The sequence below is a fragment of the Bifidobacterium erythrocebi genome (assembly GCF_012932675.1).
Classification (GTDB): domain Bacteria; phylum Actinomycetota; class Actinomycetes; order Actinomycetales; family Bifidobacteriaceae; genus Bifidobacterium; species Bifidobacterium erythrocebi.
Genome location: NZ_JAAIIF010000018.1, coordinates 40,197 through 56,875 on the forward strand (window position 1 = coordinate 40,197; position 16,679 = coordinate 56,875).

Annotated in this window: 14 protein-coding genes and 1 tRNA gene; 7 read left to right on the forward strand and 8 right to left on the reverse strand. The window is 60.0% G+C overall.

The genetic code is table 11. The features are described 5' to 3' along the window. Window positions 1-63: 63 nt before the first annotated feature. On the reverse strand, window positions 64-1,038 hold the full coding sequence (locus G1C98_RS08515) for a glycosyltransferase family 2 protein (RefSeq protein WP_169080900.1): 975 nt from the start codon (window positions 1,036-1,038) through the stop codon (window positions 64-66). Window positions 1,039-1,501: 463 nt separating this feature from the next. Between G1C98_RS08515 and G1C98_RS08520 the strand changes: the two genes are divergently transcribed. Next, window positions 1,502-1,586 (forward strand) — tRNA-Ser (locus G1C98_RS08520). 569 nt (window positions 1,587-2,155) lie between these two features. Beyond that, entirely contained in the window at window positions 2,156-2,701 is a 546-nt protein-coding gene (locus tag G1C98_RS08525) for a hypothetical protein (protein WP_169080794.1), read from the forward strand. Window positions 2,702-3,248: 547 nt separating this feature from the next. Here G1C98_RS08525 and G1C98_RS08530 read toward each other — a convergent pair. Then, complete coding sequence (locus G1C98_RS08530) at window positions 3,249-4,271, reverse strand: colicin transporter (RefSeq protein ID WP_240944990.1); 1,023 nt, start codon at window positions 4,269-4,271, stop codon at window positions 3,249-3,251. 209 nt (window positions 4,272-4,480) lie between these two features. Between G1C98_RS08530 and G1C98_RS08535 the strand changes: the two genes are divergently transcribed. Continuing rightward, window positions 4,481-4,759: a helix-turn-helix domain-containing protein gene (locus G1C98_RS08535; protein ID WP_047285121.1), complete on the forward strand. Its 279-nt coding sequence runs from the start codon at window positions 4,481-4,483 to the stop codon at window positions 4,757-4,759. 422 nt (window positions 4,760-5,181) lie between these two features. On the opposite strand, the gene G1C98_RS08540 is transcribed toward G1C98_RS08535, so the two are convergent. From G1C98_RS08540 to G1C98_RS08550, 3 genes are all read right to left on the reverse strand, one after another. Beyond that, window positions 5,182-6,444, reverse strand: coding sequence for a hypothetical protein (locus tag G1C98_RS08540; protein WP_169080795.1), 1,263 nt, complete (start codon window positions 6,442-6,444; stop codon window positions 5,182-5,184). Window positions 6,445-6,450: 6 nt separating this feature from the next. After that, window positions 6,451-7,182: a hypothetical protein gene (locus tag G1C98_RS08545; RefSeq protein ID WP_169080796.1), complete on the reverse strand. Its 732-nt coding sequence runs from the start codon at window positions 7,180-7,182 to the stop codon at window positions 6,451-6,453. A 328-nt stretch (window positions 7,183-7,510) separates the two neighbouring features. Next, window positions 7,511-8,869 carry a tyrosine-type recombinase/integrase gene (locus G1C98_RS08550; protein WP_169080797.1) on the reverse strand — a complete coding sequence of 453 codons (1,359 nt, stop codon included), beginning with the start codon at window positions 8,867-8,869 and terminating at the stop codon, window positions 7,511-7,513. Window positions 8,870-9,302: 433 nt separating this feature from the next. On the opposite strand from G1C98_RS08550, the gene G1C98_RS09460 reads away from it, so the two are divergent. Continuing rightward, window positions 9,303-9,434: a hypothetical protein gene (locus tag G1C98_RS09460; RefSeq protein WP_277347572.1), complete on the forward strand. Its 132-nt coding sequence runs from the start codon at window positions 9,303-9,305 to the stop codon at window positions 9,432-9,434. Window positions 9,435-9,637: 203 nt separating this feature from the next. On the opposite strand, the gene G1C98_RS08560 is transcribed toward G1C98_RS09460, so the two are convergent. Continuing rightward, complete coding sequence (locus tag G1C98_RS08560; protein WP_169080798.1) at window positions 9,638-11,044, reverse strand: RNA-binding domain-containing protein; 1,407 nt, start codon at window positions 11,042-11,044, stop codon at window positions 9,638-9,640. Between the two features lie 608 nt (window positions 11,045-11,652). Between G1C98_RS08560 and G1C98_RS09290 the strand changes: the two genes are divergently transcribed. The 3 genes from G1C98_RS09290 (at window position 11,653) to G1C98_RS08575 (ending at window position 14,674) form a co-directional block, all read left to right on the forward strand. Further along, complete coding sequence (locus G1C98_RS09290; RefSeq protein WP_240944991.1) at window positions 11,653-12,498, forward strand: HNH endonuclease; 846 nt, start codon at window positions 11,653-11,655, stop codon at window positions 12,496-12,498. Between the two features lie 250 nt (window positions 12,499-12,748). Beyond that, window positions 12,749-13,906 (forward strand): zinc ribbon domain-containing protein, encoded by a 1,158-nt coding sequence (locus tag G1C98_RS08570; protein ID WP_169080799.1) that lies wholly within the window; start codon window positions 12,749-12,751, stop codon window positions 13,904-13,906. Between the two features lie 123 nt (window positions 13,907-14,029). Beyond that, a complete protein-coding gene (locus tag G1C98_RS08575; RefSeq protein ID WP_169080800.1) occupies window positions 14,030-14,674 on the forward strand; it encodes a 5' nucleotidase, NT5C type in 645 nt (214 codons plus the stop codon). Window positions 14,675-14,779: 105 nt separating this feature from the next. On the opposite strand, the gene G1C98_RS08580 is transcribed toward G1C98_RS08575, so the two are convergent. Then, a complete protein-coding gene (locus G1C98_RS08580; RefSeq protein WP_205831960.1) occupies window positions 14,780-15,160 on the reverse strand; it encodes a fluoride efflux transporter FluC in 381 nt (126 codons plus the stop codon). Next, complete coding sequence (locus G1C98_RS08585; RefSeq protein WP_169080801.1) at window positions 15,160-16,323, reverse strand: FluC/FEX family fluoride channel; 1,164 nt, start codon at window positions 16,321-16,323, stop codon at window positions 15,160-15,162. The genes G1C98_RS08580 and G1C98_RS08585 overlap by 1 nt, the downstream gene beginning before the upstream one ends. Window positions 16,324-16,679 lie beyond the last annotated feature (356 nt).

The following is a 16,679-nucleotide window of genomic DNA, read 5'->3' on the forward strand; positions in this document are numbered from 1 at the left end:
TTTACAAACCCGTAGGGGCCCGCCGTGTGCACGACGAACCCCTACGATTCAAAGCGCCGATAATCAGTCGTCCAGCGGTGCCGGCATCGGCCGCCAGTCGGTGTCGTGCAGCAACTTGCGCGAATCCCACCAGCCCTTGGCGATCTGCACCAGGCCAGTACGCAGATGCTCACGATCCACAGCAACCAGTCTGATGACCTCCTTGGCCGCCGTGGCGATAGTGCCCAGACCGAACAGGAACGGACGGTAATCGCCGTACACCATGAAATAGCGGGCCATATAGCCACGGTTACGCATGATGTGGTAGCGGTTCATGTCGGAAGTGGAGTTCAGCTGGCGCACGCCGGCGATGTCCCAGTTGCCGATCTCGCGGGTGCGGCGCAGAATCACGTCCGGCACGACGATGGGCTGCGTGACCTTGCTGGCGCGATAACCGTAGATCGTGTCATCCCAGTAGATGAAGAAGCGCGGATCGGGCAGGCCGATCTGCTTGACGACGCGACGGCTGAACAGGCCGCCTTCGAAGCACAGCGTGTTCATCACACGGTAGCCGGCAGGGCCGAACGCGGCCGGCGCGATGGGATTCGGAATGCCCAGGCCGATGCGGAAATCGTACTGCCAGTAGAACGGACCGCCGTCATAGTCGAAACGGCTGCCCTGAATGACCTCGTGGCGTTCCGTCCACGGTGCCAGCTTGGCGATGGCGTCCGGCAGCACCGCTACATCGTCGTCCATCACCCAGAACCATTCGGCACCGAGCTCATACGCCTTCTTTACGCCTGCGGAGAAGCCGCCCGCGCCGCCAAGGTTCTCGGTCTGCGGCGCATACACCACGCGGGACTTGTTGCCGCTGCCGTCGACGACGGTCTTGCCCCACCGATCGGTGACCTTGGCTTCGAACTCCTCGACCATGCCACGGGTCTCGTCGGAATGCTCATTATCCACCACGATGATGCGCCACGGGGCCTGTTCGAGAGCGAGAATCGAGTCGAACAGTGTGGCCAGCAGATTCTGGCGCTTGTACGTGGTGATGACCATGGCGAGTTTGGCGATCGTTGCGCCGGTCGGTGCCGTCTGCGTCTGCGCCTGTGCCTGGTTTGTTTGGCCGGTTTGACCTGCTTGGTCTGTTTGGTTGTTGGATTGCGTTGCGTTCCTCTTCAAAACGTTCCCATTCGTCATAGGGCATATTGTCCCACTACCTCTAGATGGGGTTGTGGGCGGGCGATGGAAGCGCTATGGGCGGCCGGCGATGGGACTGACGATGAGTGGGGGCAGCGATGAGGCTGATAATTTCTCAGATGCACCGGTCCGTTGCCGGATCGTTCCCGAGCCACGTATATGTGCTCATGTGCGCTGTGTGCGCCACGTACGCACCGTATGTGCCGTGTGCGCACCGCCCAGCAAACCATTGCAATGCAATAAGACACGCCGTAACGTGCATGTTCCCGCAATGTGAGGTATTCTATTCGAGTTGCGTTTCGTGCGTAAGCAAGAAATGTATGGAGAATTCGCCTAGTGGTCTATGGCGCACGCTTGGAAAGCGTGTTGGTGTAACAGCCTCACGAGTTCGAATCTCGTATTCTCCGCCCGGATTGGAACCCCGGAAACCGTTGGAATCATTCGGTTTCCGGGGTTTTGCTTTGGTTCCTTCCGATTGTCGGTTCCCTCCAGGTTCCCTCCGTTTCGACACCTCCGGCCCCCGACCCGCCGCGCGTGTCACATATCGGAACCGACGATTCCGAAAACGCCTTCGAGCCTTCGCCTGCCGTGTGTTCGTCATCGAAGTCCGACCGCGCCCCATGTGTCCCGTCAGTGGGCCGATTCGAATCCCTTCATGTTCTCCGCGCATTTTTTTCGTTTTGGTTCGCAACAATCCCGGACGCCCGCCGCGCAGCGCGATGCGCCCCATGCGGTCCGGCCCAGCGCGAAGGTCCCCCCGGACCCCCTCCGACAAACGCCACACGAACGCATACGGGTGCCATGAAAGCCCATTCGAACCGTCAATCGACTCCTTGATACATAGACAGGAAGCCGAGGAACGTCCGTCGGTCGGATGGATCCGAAGGAGAAACCGGCAAACCCCGCCGCCGGCACCCTCCCCCGGGTATTCGCCAGCGAACGGCACCGGCTCCACCATGACCGCCAAGGAGAAGACATGAGCCCGGACCCCATCCGCCGCAAAGGCAGGAAGACACTCGCCAAGGTATACGATTCCCTATCCGACCCGGAAAAGGCCCCGGACAGGTCGCGCATCATCGGGCTGCCCACCAAGAAGGAGGCGCGCGACATCCGGGACGAATTGACGGCGGCGGCGTGGGCTGGCGGCAAATCGGTGTCGCGCATACGGACGGCCAAGGAGTACATAAGCATCGTCGAATCATTCTTCCGCAAGCTGCGGGCCATCAAAGAGGCGGAGCCGCAGACCTACCGGGAGGGTATTGCGTCCCTGCGAAAACTCATAAGGGAGCCCCGCGTCACCAACCTCGACGAGTGTGAAAGAATGATCGAGACCGCAAGAGCGGACACGGCGATCCTGCTTGTCGGCGGGAAAGACCTCCGAGGCAAGGGAGCCCGGATACTGCTGACCCTGAACGAGACGCGACTCAGCATGGGAAAGACGACGATCCTCCTGGCCCACGGAACGGAAAAAGACTACAAAGCCGTCCTGCCCGCATACAAGCCCAAGTTCTACCGGCGATAAGCAATAGGCGATAGGCAAAGGCGCGAAGTGGCATTCAGGCGGCCCACCCCTTCGCCCCGGTCGCACACGTCCGGCCGGCCGCCGTCCCCACTTCCGCCCCGCCCTTGAAGCGTTTGTGTCGCCATCACGCACCCACGGGCCGGATCCGGCCCGATAAGCCCGTACCGCACCCCCACCCCGGCCACCCACGGGTATTCGCCGCCACCGCTGGCATAGGCCGTGGAAGCAACGATGCCGCCCGTGGCAAGAGTGGCGATGGCCGCGAGAAGGGCAATACCCCTCCTCAGCCACTTCGGCCTCTCCTCGGGCGGAGTCTTAGAATTATGCTTCTTCAACTGCATAACGCTCCTTAATATTGACTACATAAACAAGGCCACACGAGCGGCCTGCCTACCTTCAAGCAGGCAATCAGGAAACGGGTATTACGCAAGAAGAATGAAGTGCTGAGGAGGCAACCACACTATTAGCAGAACTGCAATGCATATGAAAAACCCCACCTCGGTGAAGAGGTGGGGCTTATCAGAGAGAAGAGGAAAACGAACGAGCATTAATGAACGATGGGGGGAAGGCTTGCGCCACCATCAGGAAGATATCCGCCAGCGCCATGCCCGCCTGAATTGGAGAAGTCGAAAGTCCTACGGCTGCCGCCACCGTTGCCGTTATTGGATGGGGTGTATGACTGCTGCGGGGCGGAATACCCACGGTTGGAGGAATACCCGCTGCCGGAGCCGCCGTAACGGTTGTAGGACTGGGAGTAGGAGCGCTGCGACTGCGCGGCGGCTTGCGCGGCTTGGGCTTGGGCGGCCTGCGCCTGCGCCTGCGCCTGGGCTGCGGCCTCGGCGTCGGCCTGCTCCTTCGCGGCCTTCGAATCGGTCACCCGCTTGACGGCGGCGTCGAGCTTCGCCTTGGCGTCGGTGTACGCCTTCGGGTCGGTCACGCCCTTCTTGGAGAGGGTGCTGTTCGCCTCGGCGATGGCCTTCTTAAGGCTGTCGCGGGTGGCGTTGTCCGCCACCTTCCCGTCCGTGTCCTTGAGGGTCTTGCTCGCGCTGTCAATACCCTGCTTGAGCTGGTCTTTCGCGCCGTCCAGCTCCTTCGCCAGCTTGCTGTCCCTGACGGCCTTGAGCGCGGCGTTGAGCGCCTTCGCCTGGGCATCGGCCTCGTCCGCGTCCGTGGCATTGGCCTTCCTCGCGGAGGCGAGCCGCCACGCCAGCCACTCGCTGGGGGCGTCTTTGGGGACGCCCTTGAGCGCCTTGGCCTTACTGATGGCGGCGTCGAGCTTGCCCAGCAGCTTCGGCTCCTTGAGCTGATCCGCCTTGTATGTGGTGGCGGTGGCCTGCTCAATGGCCTTCGAGAGCGCCTTGTCGGCCTTCTCGGCTTGGGCTACCGCCTCATGGTAGGCGTTGGTCTCGTGGTGCGTCCAGTAGGCGTAGCCGCCGCCAATACCCGCCAGCGCCACGACCACCACCGCGACGATGATGGCGGTGAGTTTGGCGGGCTTAATACCCTTGGGCTTGCTCTCCTCTGGGGTGGCGTCATCCATGGTTTCCACTTCCTCTGATGGCTTCGTCATTGCTCTTCCCTATGTCCTTATGCGCTGGCACGTCGATTCGCCCATCGACATGGATGTAACGGCGCGGAGGCCGTCAGGCCGAAGCTCCTTATCCTGCGGGGGCATGGGAGACGGTCGCGCTTCCTTATCATGCGAATTCAATACTACATTGTAGCGAAAGCCACAACTTTGTGGCCTAGTGAGATGCGAACGCCACATATTTTTGGCGCGTGGCCGTTAAAGACGATTCGAAGGAATGGGCGAGGTACGCCAAGGAGCTGGGTGTCAACCTCCAGCGCCTCCGCGTCGAGCGTGGCCTCACCCAAGAGCGCGTGGCCTATGACGCAGGCCTGTCGAGATACCAGTACCAGCGGATGGAATGGGGCAAGATAGGCAAGGACACCCCCGCCAATCCCACGTTGAAGACCATCATGGCCGTGGCCCAAGTGCTCGGCGTCACCCTCGACGAACTCCTGCCGCAGCCATGGCCCGACCTGCACGCCAGGTAGGTTCTCCGCCGTCGCGGCCCTTGGCCCCGTTGGGTAGGCGGTGGCAAGAATCTTGGGTAGCCCGCCTGCCCCGTTTTTCCGCCCTACGTCCTTTTGGAGCCCGATATGCGTTCTGCCGACTGGGTTTTTCCTTTGGGGTCGGATACGACGCCCCCGTTTCTTTGGGTGGCTCGGCGCGGAGCTCCTTCGTTGCTTGTTGTTATTAAAGCTTTTCAAATTTATAAGACAAGAAGGGAAGTTGAGGATAAGGGCATATTTGCATATTTGATATTTGCATATTTGATATTTGAATGTTGAGATGAGGGACATCGGAGCGGTTGGGGACAGGACGAGGTGCCGCGCGGTTCGGCGGAAATTCAAACCGCATCATCGTTGAGAAGATGTCGGCCCGTGTTCGAATCCCCGCCGATGGCGGCGCATGCTCACCAGCCGCGCGAACTGCCGTACAGGTGCGAGCCGAGGCCGAAGTGCTCGATGCCCTTCTGCTTGGTCCGCTCGCGGTTCCGGCGGCATATGCAGTCTTCCTCTTTCCGCAGCGGCTGGCGCGTCACTTCATTGAACGGGACTGGCTCGCGCATGGGCTTTTCCCCGCCCCGCGGCGGTTCTTCATACAGTCCGCGCCGAACGGCGTTGCCCTTCTTCTCGCCCATATAAGACCAGCTCAGGGGCCTGAGCGCCGCCTCGCGATGCGACGCCACGGGGCATCGGTGGGAGGGGATGATCTCATTGCGGGCGATCGAGTTCGTAACCGCGGCCAACACCAGATGCCGGTAGAATCGCCTGCGCCGGCCGACCCCGTCCCCCCGGTCGCAATCGGGATTACCATCGCGCATGATGGCGCGGGTCATGTAGAAAACAACTTTGCGTGCGTCCTTGACCACCGGCGAGGACACTTGACCGAGGTCGCCTCCCATATCGTCGTAGGAGCGGCTCGGCACCGCGGCGTATTCGTCGAGGTCGCCGACCAGCCGGATGTCAAGGCGCGGCCCCCAGCCCGGGGCCAGCGCATCGCGCAAGCCGCCGACGAAGAGAGGCAACACCCTTTTGCCCCGGCGCTTCATGTCGATGTCCAGCCTGAGCTTCAACAGCCACTCCTCCTCGGGCAGCCGCAACAGCAGGTGCACATGTCCGGCCAGACGCGACTGCACGTCCTTGACCCAGAAGTACTCCGCGCCCGGAACGCGTTTGCGCAGCATCGTGAGGGTGTTGTTCAGACGCTTGCCGACGGTCAGGTTGAACACGGCGAGGTTCATGAAATCGACGTCTGAGAAGTCCCCCGGCAACCCCGACAACGGGTATTCCGGCCCATGGCGCTTGTGGCACAGCGGGCACCGCCCGCCACCGTCCTTGGACGCGACATGAACCGGCACCCCCGGCCTCACAAATGACGGTGCCGTCAACGTCACCAACACGAATATCCCAGGCTTGTCCAGCCCCGCCAGACCGCGCCTGATGGCCTTGGCCCGCTTGACGCGCAGGCACGCTTCGCAATGCCAGCAGGGAACCAGCGCACCGCTCGCGGCGACCTTCGGACGCTCGCATCTGAACGAACGCCCCCTGACATCAACGTCCGCATATTCGTCAACATCGGCGTCCGATGATGCGCGGCCGATGCCCAAGGGACTAAAATTGATGCTTTGCATTCTGGTCTGCTCGATCAGCTTCGCCGTCAGCTTCTTGTCCATCGCCGTTCACCGCCCCTCGCCCATCTCGGCGTCGATGCCAGCGTCAGCCCGGCGCAGGAACCGCCGTGAAGGATTTCGCGGAAAATCGCCATCGTGATTCCGATGAGGCCGATTCGTCGCCCGCACCGCCCCAGACCCGCGAAGATTGCCTAGAGCACTATCAGTCATCGTCATTCCCGAAGTAGTGGCGTCCGCCGCCGCATACGCGCCCATTCGCGGCCCACTGGAATCCGGGCTCTCGATTTTCCGCGAGATTCCCAGACCCGACCGCATCAACAGGTCGCGTCGCGGCCAGCGGCTGGCGATCTCCTCGCGCCGCACCAGTAAAGTTCGCCGGATTCGTATGGAGCTGAGGCCGCCCAGTTCGAAACCGCTCTCAACGGTCTTCTTGCTGAGCGTCCTCGCGCTGACCAGATACGTGCGCCCGGCATCGGCGGCCTTCATCCACGTGGGTTGTCCGGACACGGCCCGCCGCAACTCCACGTCATCGTCCACGAGATCGGGGGCGAAGGCCTTGAAGAACATCCGCACGTCCACGCAACCGCGCCCCGCCGGATGCCGGAGCCGCGCCCGGTATTCGGCGCACTCCCTGTGCCAGTCCGCACCGGCTTCCTGCGCGTTGCAGCGCACAAGATGAAGGAGAAGCTCCTCGTTCTTCAGGATTCGGCGGATTCCGTCGGCCGTCAGCCCGAGATAGGCGGCAAGCCGGGTATATGACGTTAACCATGACTCTTGCATGGCGATTCCTCTTTCCTGACCGCTGCACGTCCGCACCGGTTGCGGAACGTCGCGTGTTCAGGGGGTAAGTGCGCAGTTTTGAAAAGCCGAATACAGATGAAAATCGACGATTTTCGTCCTTTGGCCTCTAGATCCCCCTTTTGAGGCCCTTTTCGATGTCGGTTTGCCTTGCCGTGCAATGTCGCGAATGACCGAGCTATAGATTTTTCCTATAACGAAAAGCAGTTCGACCATACGCATTTATATCCGGAAGCCGTAATTTTCCCCTCAGACACGAAAAGCCCCGTACAGCCCATCACGCCATACGGGGTAAATCGTCCTTTTCCCGCTACTTGTCCTGTGCGCCGTAGCTTTCCGTGAGGAATCGGATCAGCTCGGCGTTCCTCCTGTTGGATTCCTCGAGCTGCCTGCGCAGCGATTCGAGCTCGCCCGCGTCGCCCGCGTCCCCGCCGCCATCGCCGCGGGCGGCGTCCATCTCCTCGGTCAGCCGCCTCAACCGGTCTTGGGAGCTGTGCATGTAGTGGGCGGCCATCGAGGAGGTGGACCAGCCGCCGCGCGCTTGCAGGTCGGCGATGGTGGCATCGGTGTTCTGCGCGAAGTAGGTGTTGCCGCTGTGCCTCAGGCCATGCAGCACCACGTCCTCGCAGCCGGCCTTCCTGCGCGCCTTGATGAACGCCTTCTCGACCTCCGAATGATGGACGAAGTTGCCGGTGGCGGTGTGGAACAGCTTGCCGTCATCGCCGGGATCGGCGTATTCGTCGATGTGCTTCCTGATCTCGGCCACGAGGCCGTCCGGAATGGGTATCGAGCGTACGCCGGCCTCGGTTTTGGGATCGCCGTCGACGAAACCGTATTCCTTGGAATAGGTCACGGCGTGCGTGATGCGGACCACCTTGCCGTCAAGGTCTATGTCCCTGCGCCGCAGGGCGAGGATCTCGCCTATACGCAGCGACAGCCAGAATCCCAGAAGCACCACCAGCCGGTATTTGCCCGGCATGTTGTCGGCGATCTCCCGCACCTTCTCCGGCCCTATGACCGCGCGTTCCCTGCCCTTGTGGGCGGAGCCGCCCTTGATCTGGCAGGGATTGAAGTCCAGTATCGCGTTGGGCGCGGTGCAGGCCGACTGCATGATCTGCCTGAGCAGACCGTAGGCGTTGCCACGGGTGCTCAGACGCGGCCTCTCCTTGGTCGACGGCCTGCCGTCCACCTTGCGCGGCCTGCCCATCTCCTCGTACCAGCGCTCGACGTCCTCCACGGTGATGTCACGCATGGCCTTGTCCCCGAACGCGGGATACAGCACGCTGTCCAACCGCTGCCGGTACGTGCGCACCGTGGAGGGACGGATCTCCCCACGGGCGATCTTGCCGCCGAACCAGCGTTCGGCATAATCACGGAAGGACTCCGAACGCCGCTCCTCGGCCTTCCTCGCGGAAGCCGAATCCTCATACTCATCGCGGGGATCGACCCAGATGCCGCCGTCGATGCGGTTCCTCTGCTGGGCGAGCCACCCCTCGGCGGCCTGCCTGCTGCTGAATGCGAAGGGCGCACGGATGCGCTTGCGCCTCCCGTCATCGCCCTTCCTGTCGGGTCTGGGATCGGGATATTCGGCGTAATAGGAGGTGCCGCCACGCACCTTCTTCACCCTGATCTTGCCCCAGCTCCTGCGCGATCCACTCGTTCCACTCATCGCCTGCGACCTTTCATGAAATTCCGGACGGCCGTCCGTTCTCCGGCTCCTGCCGTTGTTGACGACAGCATATCGCGGTTCCCTCCTAGTACCCTCCGTTGGGTACGTTCCGGCAGGAAAACTACGCAGCATCCGCTTTTGCACAACGCCCGGAACCGTTGTAATCACACTGTTTTCCCCGGCGTGTCGCCGTTTCTCCCGATTTATCGAGAATCCGGTACTATGTAATTCGAATCTCGTATTCTCCGCCAGCAGGGTTTTCGAAGCAATTCGAAAGCCCTTTTTTCATGCCCGGAAATGGCTTCTTTCCAACGATCACGAGCGATTTTGCCTCACATGGCATCTTGCCGTGAAGTGCCTCCGAGAGACGCATGGAGCACCGATATCGATGACACATTAGGCAATACACACAGCGGACCAAAGGTAGCACCCGATGGACATTGGTTTGCCGGATCAGTTGTCAATCATCGGTTTCAACGACGTGCATCCCGCCGCGAGCATGTATCCGGCGCGACAACCATCAGGCAGCCATTCGACCTCATCATCAGGAGATGCATCGACCTGATTTTGGAGCCCTGCGAGGAGAAGACTGAAAGAACTACACCATACTGCCCACACAGCTCATGGAACAAAAACTGCGCGTCTCCCGCCTCCGGCCGGGACATTGTGTTCCACCCCCGTTCCGGTGCCGGACAGTTATGGACGCTTCACACCAACGTAAACACAGCATTCACCTTTTGAGAGGCAGACCTATTTTGTCTGAAGCCACTAATCACGGTGGTAGAACGGCAGGTATCGTGCGGTACGGCGCGATCCTTTTGTGGCGGGATCCAAGAAGATGAGGCCATCATCAACCGCGGCTGCGATGACTTGTGAGGTCACCGCCGTCTTCGATTTGGGAAGCCCGAAGCGTTCCCTGAGCGAGGAATTGGTAAGGAATTCTCCTTTGGCTGCTTGAAGGCAACAATGTAGATATGCGGCGTTGACACGCTCTTTCATGCCCATGTTTTCGAAACGTCCCTTGCGTAGCTCGACGGTGGTGCTGCGTGTCCTGACAATGAATTCCGGCGCGTCGGTCTGTTGTTTCTCAATGTTCTCCAGAGCTCGGTCAATGCCGCTCCCCCTTTTTTCACAAATACGGAGGATTCGCAGCGCTTCGGCTAGGCTCTCGTTGCGTTCATATACTTCGTCGACAAAACGATTGGTCGGTATCTGAGGTATTCCCGGGTTCGATACGGTGATGCGTTGGGAGGAGATAGTAACGTCAATGCCGCCATGCTCCATGAAGTCCTGATGCACACAGGCGTTGGCAACAATCTCACGAACCGCGACGATTGAGAAATCGCGGTGCTCGTCACGCAGTCCACCTACAAAATCCTCGTTTACCGGAAGCAACGCGCTAATCTGATCGATGACGTCATCGAACACCACGGCGTATCCCTTGCTGTACACGCGATCGAACACCATGTCCGTTATGGACGTTCCGCGCAGCCGCATGACGCGGATAGCGCGATGCTCGATATCCGGGAAATCGTTGAGCGAGCGTGCCAAGGTGATGGCTCCCAGTCTGCGTATGTAGAACAACGAGGCATCGAAGACAGCGCGTTCCACGAAATGCATCCTGAGGAAATCCCTGATCTGCGTTTCCTCTCCCGGCATGCGCGATCCGATAAGCTCGTAGTATCTTTCCACGGCCAGCAGCAGTTTGATCTCATCCCAGGAATAGGTGCCGGGCTCATTTTCGTCTAGATAACTCGGCGTGCCTTCGTTGAGCAGCTCTCTAAGTCGTTCGGGGCTCATGGGTTCGAGGGATTCGCCGCTGCGCATCCAGTACTGTCCCTCATAGGATGTCGGATGGCCGATGATTGAACGGGGAATATGGAGGATGAGCACGCGCTTGCCGTTGGATTGCAATGTTTCGAATGTGCATCGCAGCCCGATGCGGTTGTAGATATCGCGTTCTGTTTTTGCGGGATCGGAAAAGGCCTGTGTGCCAACGATCCGCTTGTCATCGGACACGCCGAAGATCATTGTGCCGCCACCTTCACAGCTCAGAGCACAGCAGTAACGCATCAATTTGGTGGAATCGAATTGTGTCGTCGCACTTTTAAATTCCAGCTGTCTTGATTCGTTTCCGGCTAGGTATTGTCTGAGCCTATCAATGTCTCCGGTCATCTCAATCCTTTTGCCTTAAATAAACAAACCGCGGAAAATCAACGTTTTTCACGTTTTTGATGTATGGATAAGTCTACCAGCTTAAATAAAAAATCCTATTTGCCACGATTGCTGCCGACGGTTGGCCTGGACTTTTGTTCAGCGCTTCCTGTGACCGGGCCCAAGGATTGACAACTATTCTTCCTGATCGTGGTATCGACGTTGCCTTAAATAAATAAACAGCGGAAAATCAACGTTTTCTACGTTCCCATCCTATAGATGAGGTCACCGGCTTAAATAAAATCTCTGCGCTGATGATTGAAATGGCATGGAAAGCCTGATGCCGAGTCCATTGTCCCGTATCAGAATCATGCGCAGCAACGGCTTCTTTTCAGTAACTCCGACCGATTCGGCCCCGCATCGCATCTTGCTGTGAAGTGCCGTCGAGCGACGCATGGAGCACCGATATCAGTGGCACTTTACGTGGCACATACGGCGGGGCAGATCGGCGTGCCACTCTATCGTCGAAAGGAGCCCCGGCATGTTCCCCCATCCGCGTCCGGGGCGTTGTACGTGCAAGTTGATCCGAGCGCCCCACGAAACCGCCTCCGGACTGTTACCCTGGAATCATGGCAGTAAACGTCTACGCAAGAACGCCTCGCCGCAACTGGTCGCGCGAGGAAACGATGATGGCGTTTGCCTTATACATCACGCTCGAACCACGCGAATGCGACGACAAAGGACTGGATGTGCAGAGACTGGCATTCTTCCTGCATCGCACACCCAGCTCCGTGGCATTGAAAATCTGGAACATCGCAGCATACGACGCCAACCGCAAGGCACGAGGTCGCGTGGGCATGAAACATGGCAGCAAACTCGACGCCCAAGTCTGGCAATGGTACGAAGAAGCGCCGGATGCCTTCATGGAGGAATGCCTGGATCTGCTGCAGAACGCGCTGTGGGAAGCGAACCGGAGCAACTTCACGCCGGAACCCCTCGCCACGGACCGGCATTCGTCGCTGGAAACCGCATCAAGCATACTCAGCACCCGCATTCCCGAAGGAAAGGAGCGAACAGCGCTTACGCTCCAGCGAGTCAACCAATCCTATTTCCGCAATTCGCTGATGCAAAACTACATGCATACCTGCTGCATGACCGGCATACGGATTCCTGCGCTGCTAATCGCCAGCCATATCAAACCGTGGAAGGCATCGACACCAGCCGAAAAGACCGCGGCTTCAAACGGATTGCTGCTCAATGCCTTCCATGACCGGGCATTCGACCAAGGCTTCATCTCCATCGATGACGACTATCGCATTATGGTCAACCACGACAAAGTCAAGCATTCCGAAGTCAATGACAAGTGGATCTACGAATTCGAGGGACGTGCAATCACGCTGCCTGCAGTCGGATGTCCTTCCCACGAATTCATCGAATACCATCACAAGCACGTCTTCCTTGCCGACGCCGCATAAACCCACATCTTTTTATAACTTTTTATATCTTTTATATCTTTTATAACTTTTATAACTTTTGCGGCATCCTCGGCTCTCACCAGACGTTTCCGGCCATCGTTCCCCTCGCTTAAGAAGGCGGCTTGCCGGCGGCACGCGGCCGTGGAGCGTGCGAAGACGGAGTGTTCGCTAAGCTGGGAGAGGAATGCCATGAAGCCATGAGGGAACCGCATCGCCTTTCAACGGGGACGCATGCGAGAGGGGAGAATCAATGCCCGAGGAATTCTGCGAGCAATGCGGCCAGCCGCTTGTCTCCAACGCCAGATTCTGCACCGCCTGCGGTTGGGAGACCGGTAGTCAGGCGACGCTGCCGCTGCCGCAGGGGGTAATGGGCGGCTACGGCAACTCCGGCTATCAAACGCAGGATTACCCGCAGCAGGGCGAGCCGACGCCGTTGGAAGAGTTCGAGCAGGAATTCGAGAACCAGGCTACCTATGAGCCTGCCTATGACCCCTACGGCCAATACGGCACGACCGACGGGTATGGCGATGGTTCCAACGGCGGTCAGGGCAACGACAACAACAGCGGGAACGGTAAGGGTAAGCGCAAGAGCAAAGGCGCCAAGAGCAAGGCCAGCAAGAAATCCACCGGCACTGGTGCCGCAAAGAGTGCCGCGAAGAGCAAGGTCAGCACAGGCAAAGCCGGCAATAAGGCCAGCAGCGCCCGCAAGCACCCGGCGACGACGGCTGTGATCGTGATCCTGGTATGCATCGTGGTGGTGTTCAGCGGCATAGGCATCGTGCGAATGATGACGAGCGATCGCGAAACCGGCTCAGGATCAGACTCAAGCTCAAGCGCGACCACCAGCGGCACCGCTTCAGGCAATACGCACACCGGCAGCGGGACCGCAAACCAAAGCAATCAGAGTTCCAAGCAGTCCGGCAAATCCTCAACAACGGACACGAAGTCGAAGAAAACCAAAACGAAGCAGCAGGATGCGCAACCGTCCGCAGGCGGCGTCTATGCCAACGCGCGGTTCGGCTATGCGGTCACCATCCCGGCAGGCTTCATATGGAACCCCGAAGCCACCAATGGCGACGGGCGCACATTCACCAACAATCAGACAGGTATGACCATCACCGTCTGGGGCTCGTACAATGCGCTGAACGAAACGCCCGAATCCGCGTTCGAGCAGACGACGGCCGGTCATCAAGTGGCCTACCAGCAAGTCACCGATACCGAGTTCACGGCAAGCTGGGAGGAGAACGGCACCATCACGTATGTGCGCGAAATGGTGTCTGCGGGCGCGATCCATGCGGTACAGTTCGACTATCCGTCCGCACAAAGGAACGATTGTGACCGCATCGTGGAACAGGTGGTGCCGACGCTGACCGTCAGCGATGCCGCATCAGGCGCATCGGGGCAGTGATATGCGAGCGATCTGTCCGGTAGATGATGGTGTGGGGCGCTGCGGCCACACCGACAACGACCAAGTACGAAGCGAACCGTGAAACAATTTGTGAAACATTAAGGACAGAAAAGGAGCACGGCAATGAACCCGACGATTCCGAAGCAATACGCGAACCAGCAGGTAGGCGTAAGCGGGTACCGCGTGCTCAATCTGGACCTGGACGGCGTATGCGCCGACTATGCCGGGGCGATGCGCGACTACCTGATCCGTGTAGGCCGAATGGACCCGCACACCGTTCCGACGAACACACGCTACGCACTGATCGAAAACGACGGCTGGCCGTTCTCCAGCAACGCCGAATACATCGCCGCGCACAAAGCCGCCGAAGAGGAACATCTCTACGCGACCATGAAGCCGATTCCTGGCGTCGCGCACGCACTGCAGCGGCTGGCCGACGAGCACGTGTACGTCCGCATCGTCACCCACCGGCTGTTCGTGTCCGGCCAACACCGCATCGTCGTATCCGACACCGCAAAATGGCTTGACGACAACAACATCCCCTACATGTCGCTGTGCTTCGCCGGACTGAAGGACAGCATCCAAGCGACCGTGCACATCGACGACTCCCCCGCCAATATCGCCGTGCTGCGCGAGGTCGGGCAGCATGTGGTCGTGTTCGATCAGCCGTACAACCGCGATCTGGGCGGGCCACGGCTCATGGATTGGAGCGATGCGAGCGTGGACCGACTGCTCGACTGGTTCGAGCAGTGGCCGGCGGAAGCGTGATGCCGCAGAAGGGCTGCGACGCACGAAGCGCGAAGACTGCTACGCTACGCCGCTTGACGACATACGATGACTGACCGGCAGAACCAGCAGGTCAGTGCGTGCAGGTCAATGCGCAAGATTGACCACGAGCCATCCGGCGACCGTGCACAGCACCGGCACCACCAACGACAACAGACAATACAGGCCTGCCATGGCGAACTGCTTGCCACGCAACAACGCCATCGTCTCGTTGATCAACGTGGAGAACGTCGAAAACCCGCCAAGGAACCCGACCACGAACAGCGTGCGCGTGGCATACTCCACCTCGCCGCTGGCATAGCCGGCCGCCGCAATGCCGGCGCAAAAACCGGCAAGACAATTAATCATGAACGTGGCAAGAGGGAACAGGCGGCCCTTCCACCAGCGGCGCACGGACGTGTTCACGATGAAACGAGTCACCGAACCCAAGCCGCCGAACACACATACCATCAGGAACGTCGAGATCATCAGGCCACCCCCTCCTCGGACGGTTCCGCAGGGATAGAGGCGGAGTCGGCAGCAGCGGCAACGCTATGGGAACCGGCCGTGGCAACCGACGGAATCTCACCCGTGTCTGCTGCAGGCGCGGACGCGGCCCCCTGTGCCGATGCAGGCAGCTCGACCACCTCGCCGGTCGCCAAATCGCCGACCAGCGGAATCTCGTCGGTAATGGGAGCCGGCTCAAACGCAGGAATACCGGTCGCAATGCGCTTATCCGCAGCGCTGCTCTCGCCGGAATCCCCCTGCGCACCATCCGACTCACTCGGCACGGCAACGGGCCTATCCACCACAATCGGAGCCTCGGCCGCAATCAAAGCCTCGGCATCAGCCGAATCCACGGCACCACCCGACGCCAACTGATCAGCCACCCGCTGCGGCATGCCCTCGATCACCGGGCCCGAACCGCCATCACTGCGCATGGCATTGCGCACCGCCTCATGCAGCACCTGGGACTTCCGCCGCGCAGTCAGCAGCAACCCCAATTTGACACCCAGCATCGAACACAGCACACCGCATACAAACGTGAGCAGCACATACAGCACAGTGCCGCCGATCTCACCATCACGCAACGACGTCAACTCTTCGACGCACAACGTGGACAGCGTGGAACAGCCGCCGCACAAGCCCAGCCCCACACCCTTCGAAATCAGCTGCTTGACGCGCCTGGTCAGCCACGACGCCTGCGAAACACAGATAGTGACCAAGGCAAGCAGCAGACAGGCGAGCATGTTGGCGCCAAACGTGGCGATATGGAACGCACTGAGCACGCCGCGCCGGGCAAGCGGCGAGGGGAACGCCAAAGCAAGACCAAAACGCATGGCGGCACCAACGAAACCGCCGACGAACACCACCAAGTACAACAGGCCATCCGCCAGCGGATTGAACTGCGCCTGCACACGCTTCACCGGGGCGAGCGGAATCTGCGGCGGCTGCTCGGCCGCGGCCGCGCCCGTGGGATGAGGGATGGACGCGGCATAGGAACGCGCGTGCACCTCGCTCATCTCCTGCGTGGATGGCCCCACTTGAATGTCCGATTCGGCCGAATCGGACAACCGTGCACTATCCGTGCTACCCTGCGTGACCGATTCGGGGGAATCGGACATCCCGGCATACGCAACGTCACTCTGCATGACCGATTCGGGAGAAAAGGACATCCGGGCACCATCAGCACCACCCTGCGTGACCGATTCGGGAGAATCGGACATCCCGGCATGCGCAGCGTTACCCTGCATGACCGATTCGGCCGAATCGGACACAGGGGTAGCGGGGTGTGCGAGCGGTGTGGAAGACGCAGGGGCTACGGAAGACACGGAAGATACAGATGACTCGGGAGATGCGGAAGGCGCAGGACCGGTGCCCGGTGCTGGCGTGGCATCGGTTATCGGCTCGAACGTCGACGTGATTTCCCCAAGATTCGGTACATCCAGATCCGGCATATCCAGATGCTGGATGCCATGCCAGACACCAGTCGCATCGTCGCCGTCAA

Excerpts from the sequence above, each read along its gene's own strand:
- G1C98_RS08545 (WP_169080796.1), bottom strand. The coding sequence starts at position 7,182 with ATGCAAGAGTCATGGTTAACGTCATATACCCGGCTTGCCGCCTATCTC.
- G1C98_RS09460 (WP_277347572.1), top strand. The coding sequence starts at position 9,303 with ATGGACATTGGTTTGCCGGATCAGTTGTCAATCATCGGTTTCAACGAC.
- G1C98_RS08570 (WP_169080799.1), top strand. The coding sequence starts at position 12,749 with ATGCCCGAGGAATTCTGCGAGCAATGCGGCCAGCCGCTTGTCTCCAAC.
- G1C98_RS08575 (WP_169080800.1), top strand. The coding sequence starts at position 14,030 with ATGAACCCGACGATTCCGAAGCAATACGCGAACCAGCAGGTAGGCGTA.
- G1C98_RS08580 (WP_205831960.1), bottom strand. The coding sequence starts at position 15,160 with ATGATCTCGACGTTCCTGATGGTATGTGTGTTCGGCGGCTTGGGTTCG.
- G1C98_RS08525 (WP_169080794.1), top strand. The coding sequence starts at position 2,156 with ATGAGCCCGGACCCCATCCGCCGCAAAGGCAGGAAGACACTCGCCAAG.
- G1C98_RS08560 (WP_169080798.1), bottom strand. The coding sequence starts at position 11,044 with ATGACCGGAGACATTGATAGGCTCAGACAATACCTAGCCGGAAACGAA.
- G1C98_RS08550 (WP_169080797.1), bottom strand. The coding sequence starts at position 8,869 with ATGAGTGGAACGAGTGGATCGCGCAGGAGCTGGGGCAAGATCAGGGTG.
- G1C98_RS08585 (WP_169080801.1), bottom strand. The coding sequence starts at position 16,323 with ATGCAGAGTGACGTTGCGTATGCCGGGATGTCCGATTCCCCCGAATCG.
- G1C98_RS08530 (WP_240944990.1), bottom strand. The coding sequence starts at position 4,271 with ATGACGAAGCCATCAGAGGAAGTGGAAACCATGGATGACGCCACCCCA.
- G1C98_RS08515 (WP_169080900.1), bottom strand. The coding sequence starts at position 1,038 with ATGGTCATCACCACGTACAAGCGCCAGAATCTGCTGGCCACACTGTTC.
- G1C98_RS08540 (WP_169080795.1), bottom strand. The coding sequence starts at position 6,444 with ATGGACAAGAAGCTGACGGCGAAGCTGATCGAGCAGACCAGAATGCAA.
- G1C98_RS09290 (WP_240944991.1), top strand. The coding sequence starts at position 11,653 with ATGGCAGTAAACGTCTACGCAAGAACGCCTCGCCGCAACTGGTCGCGC.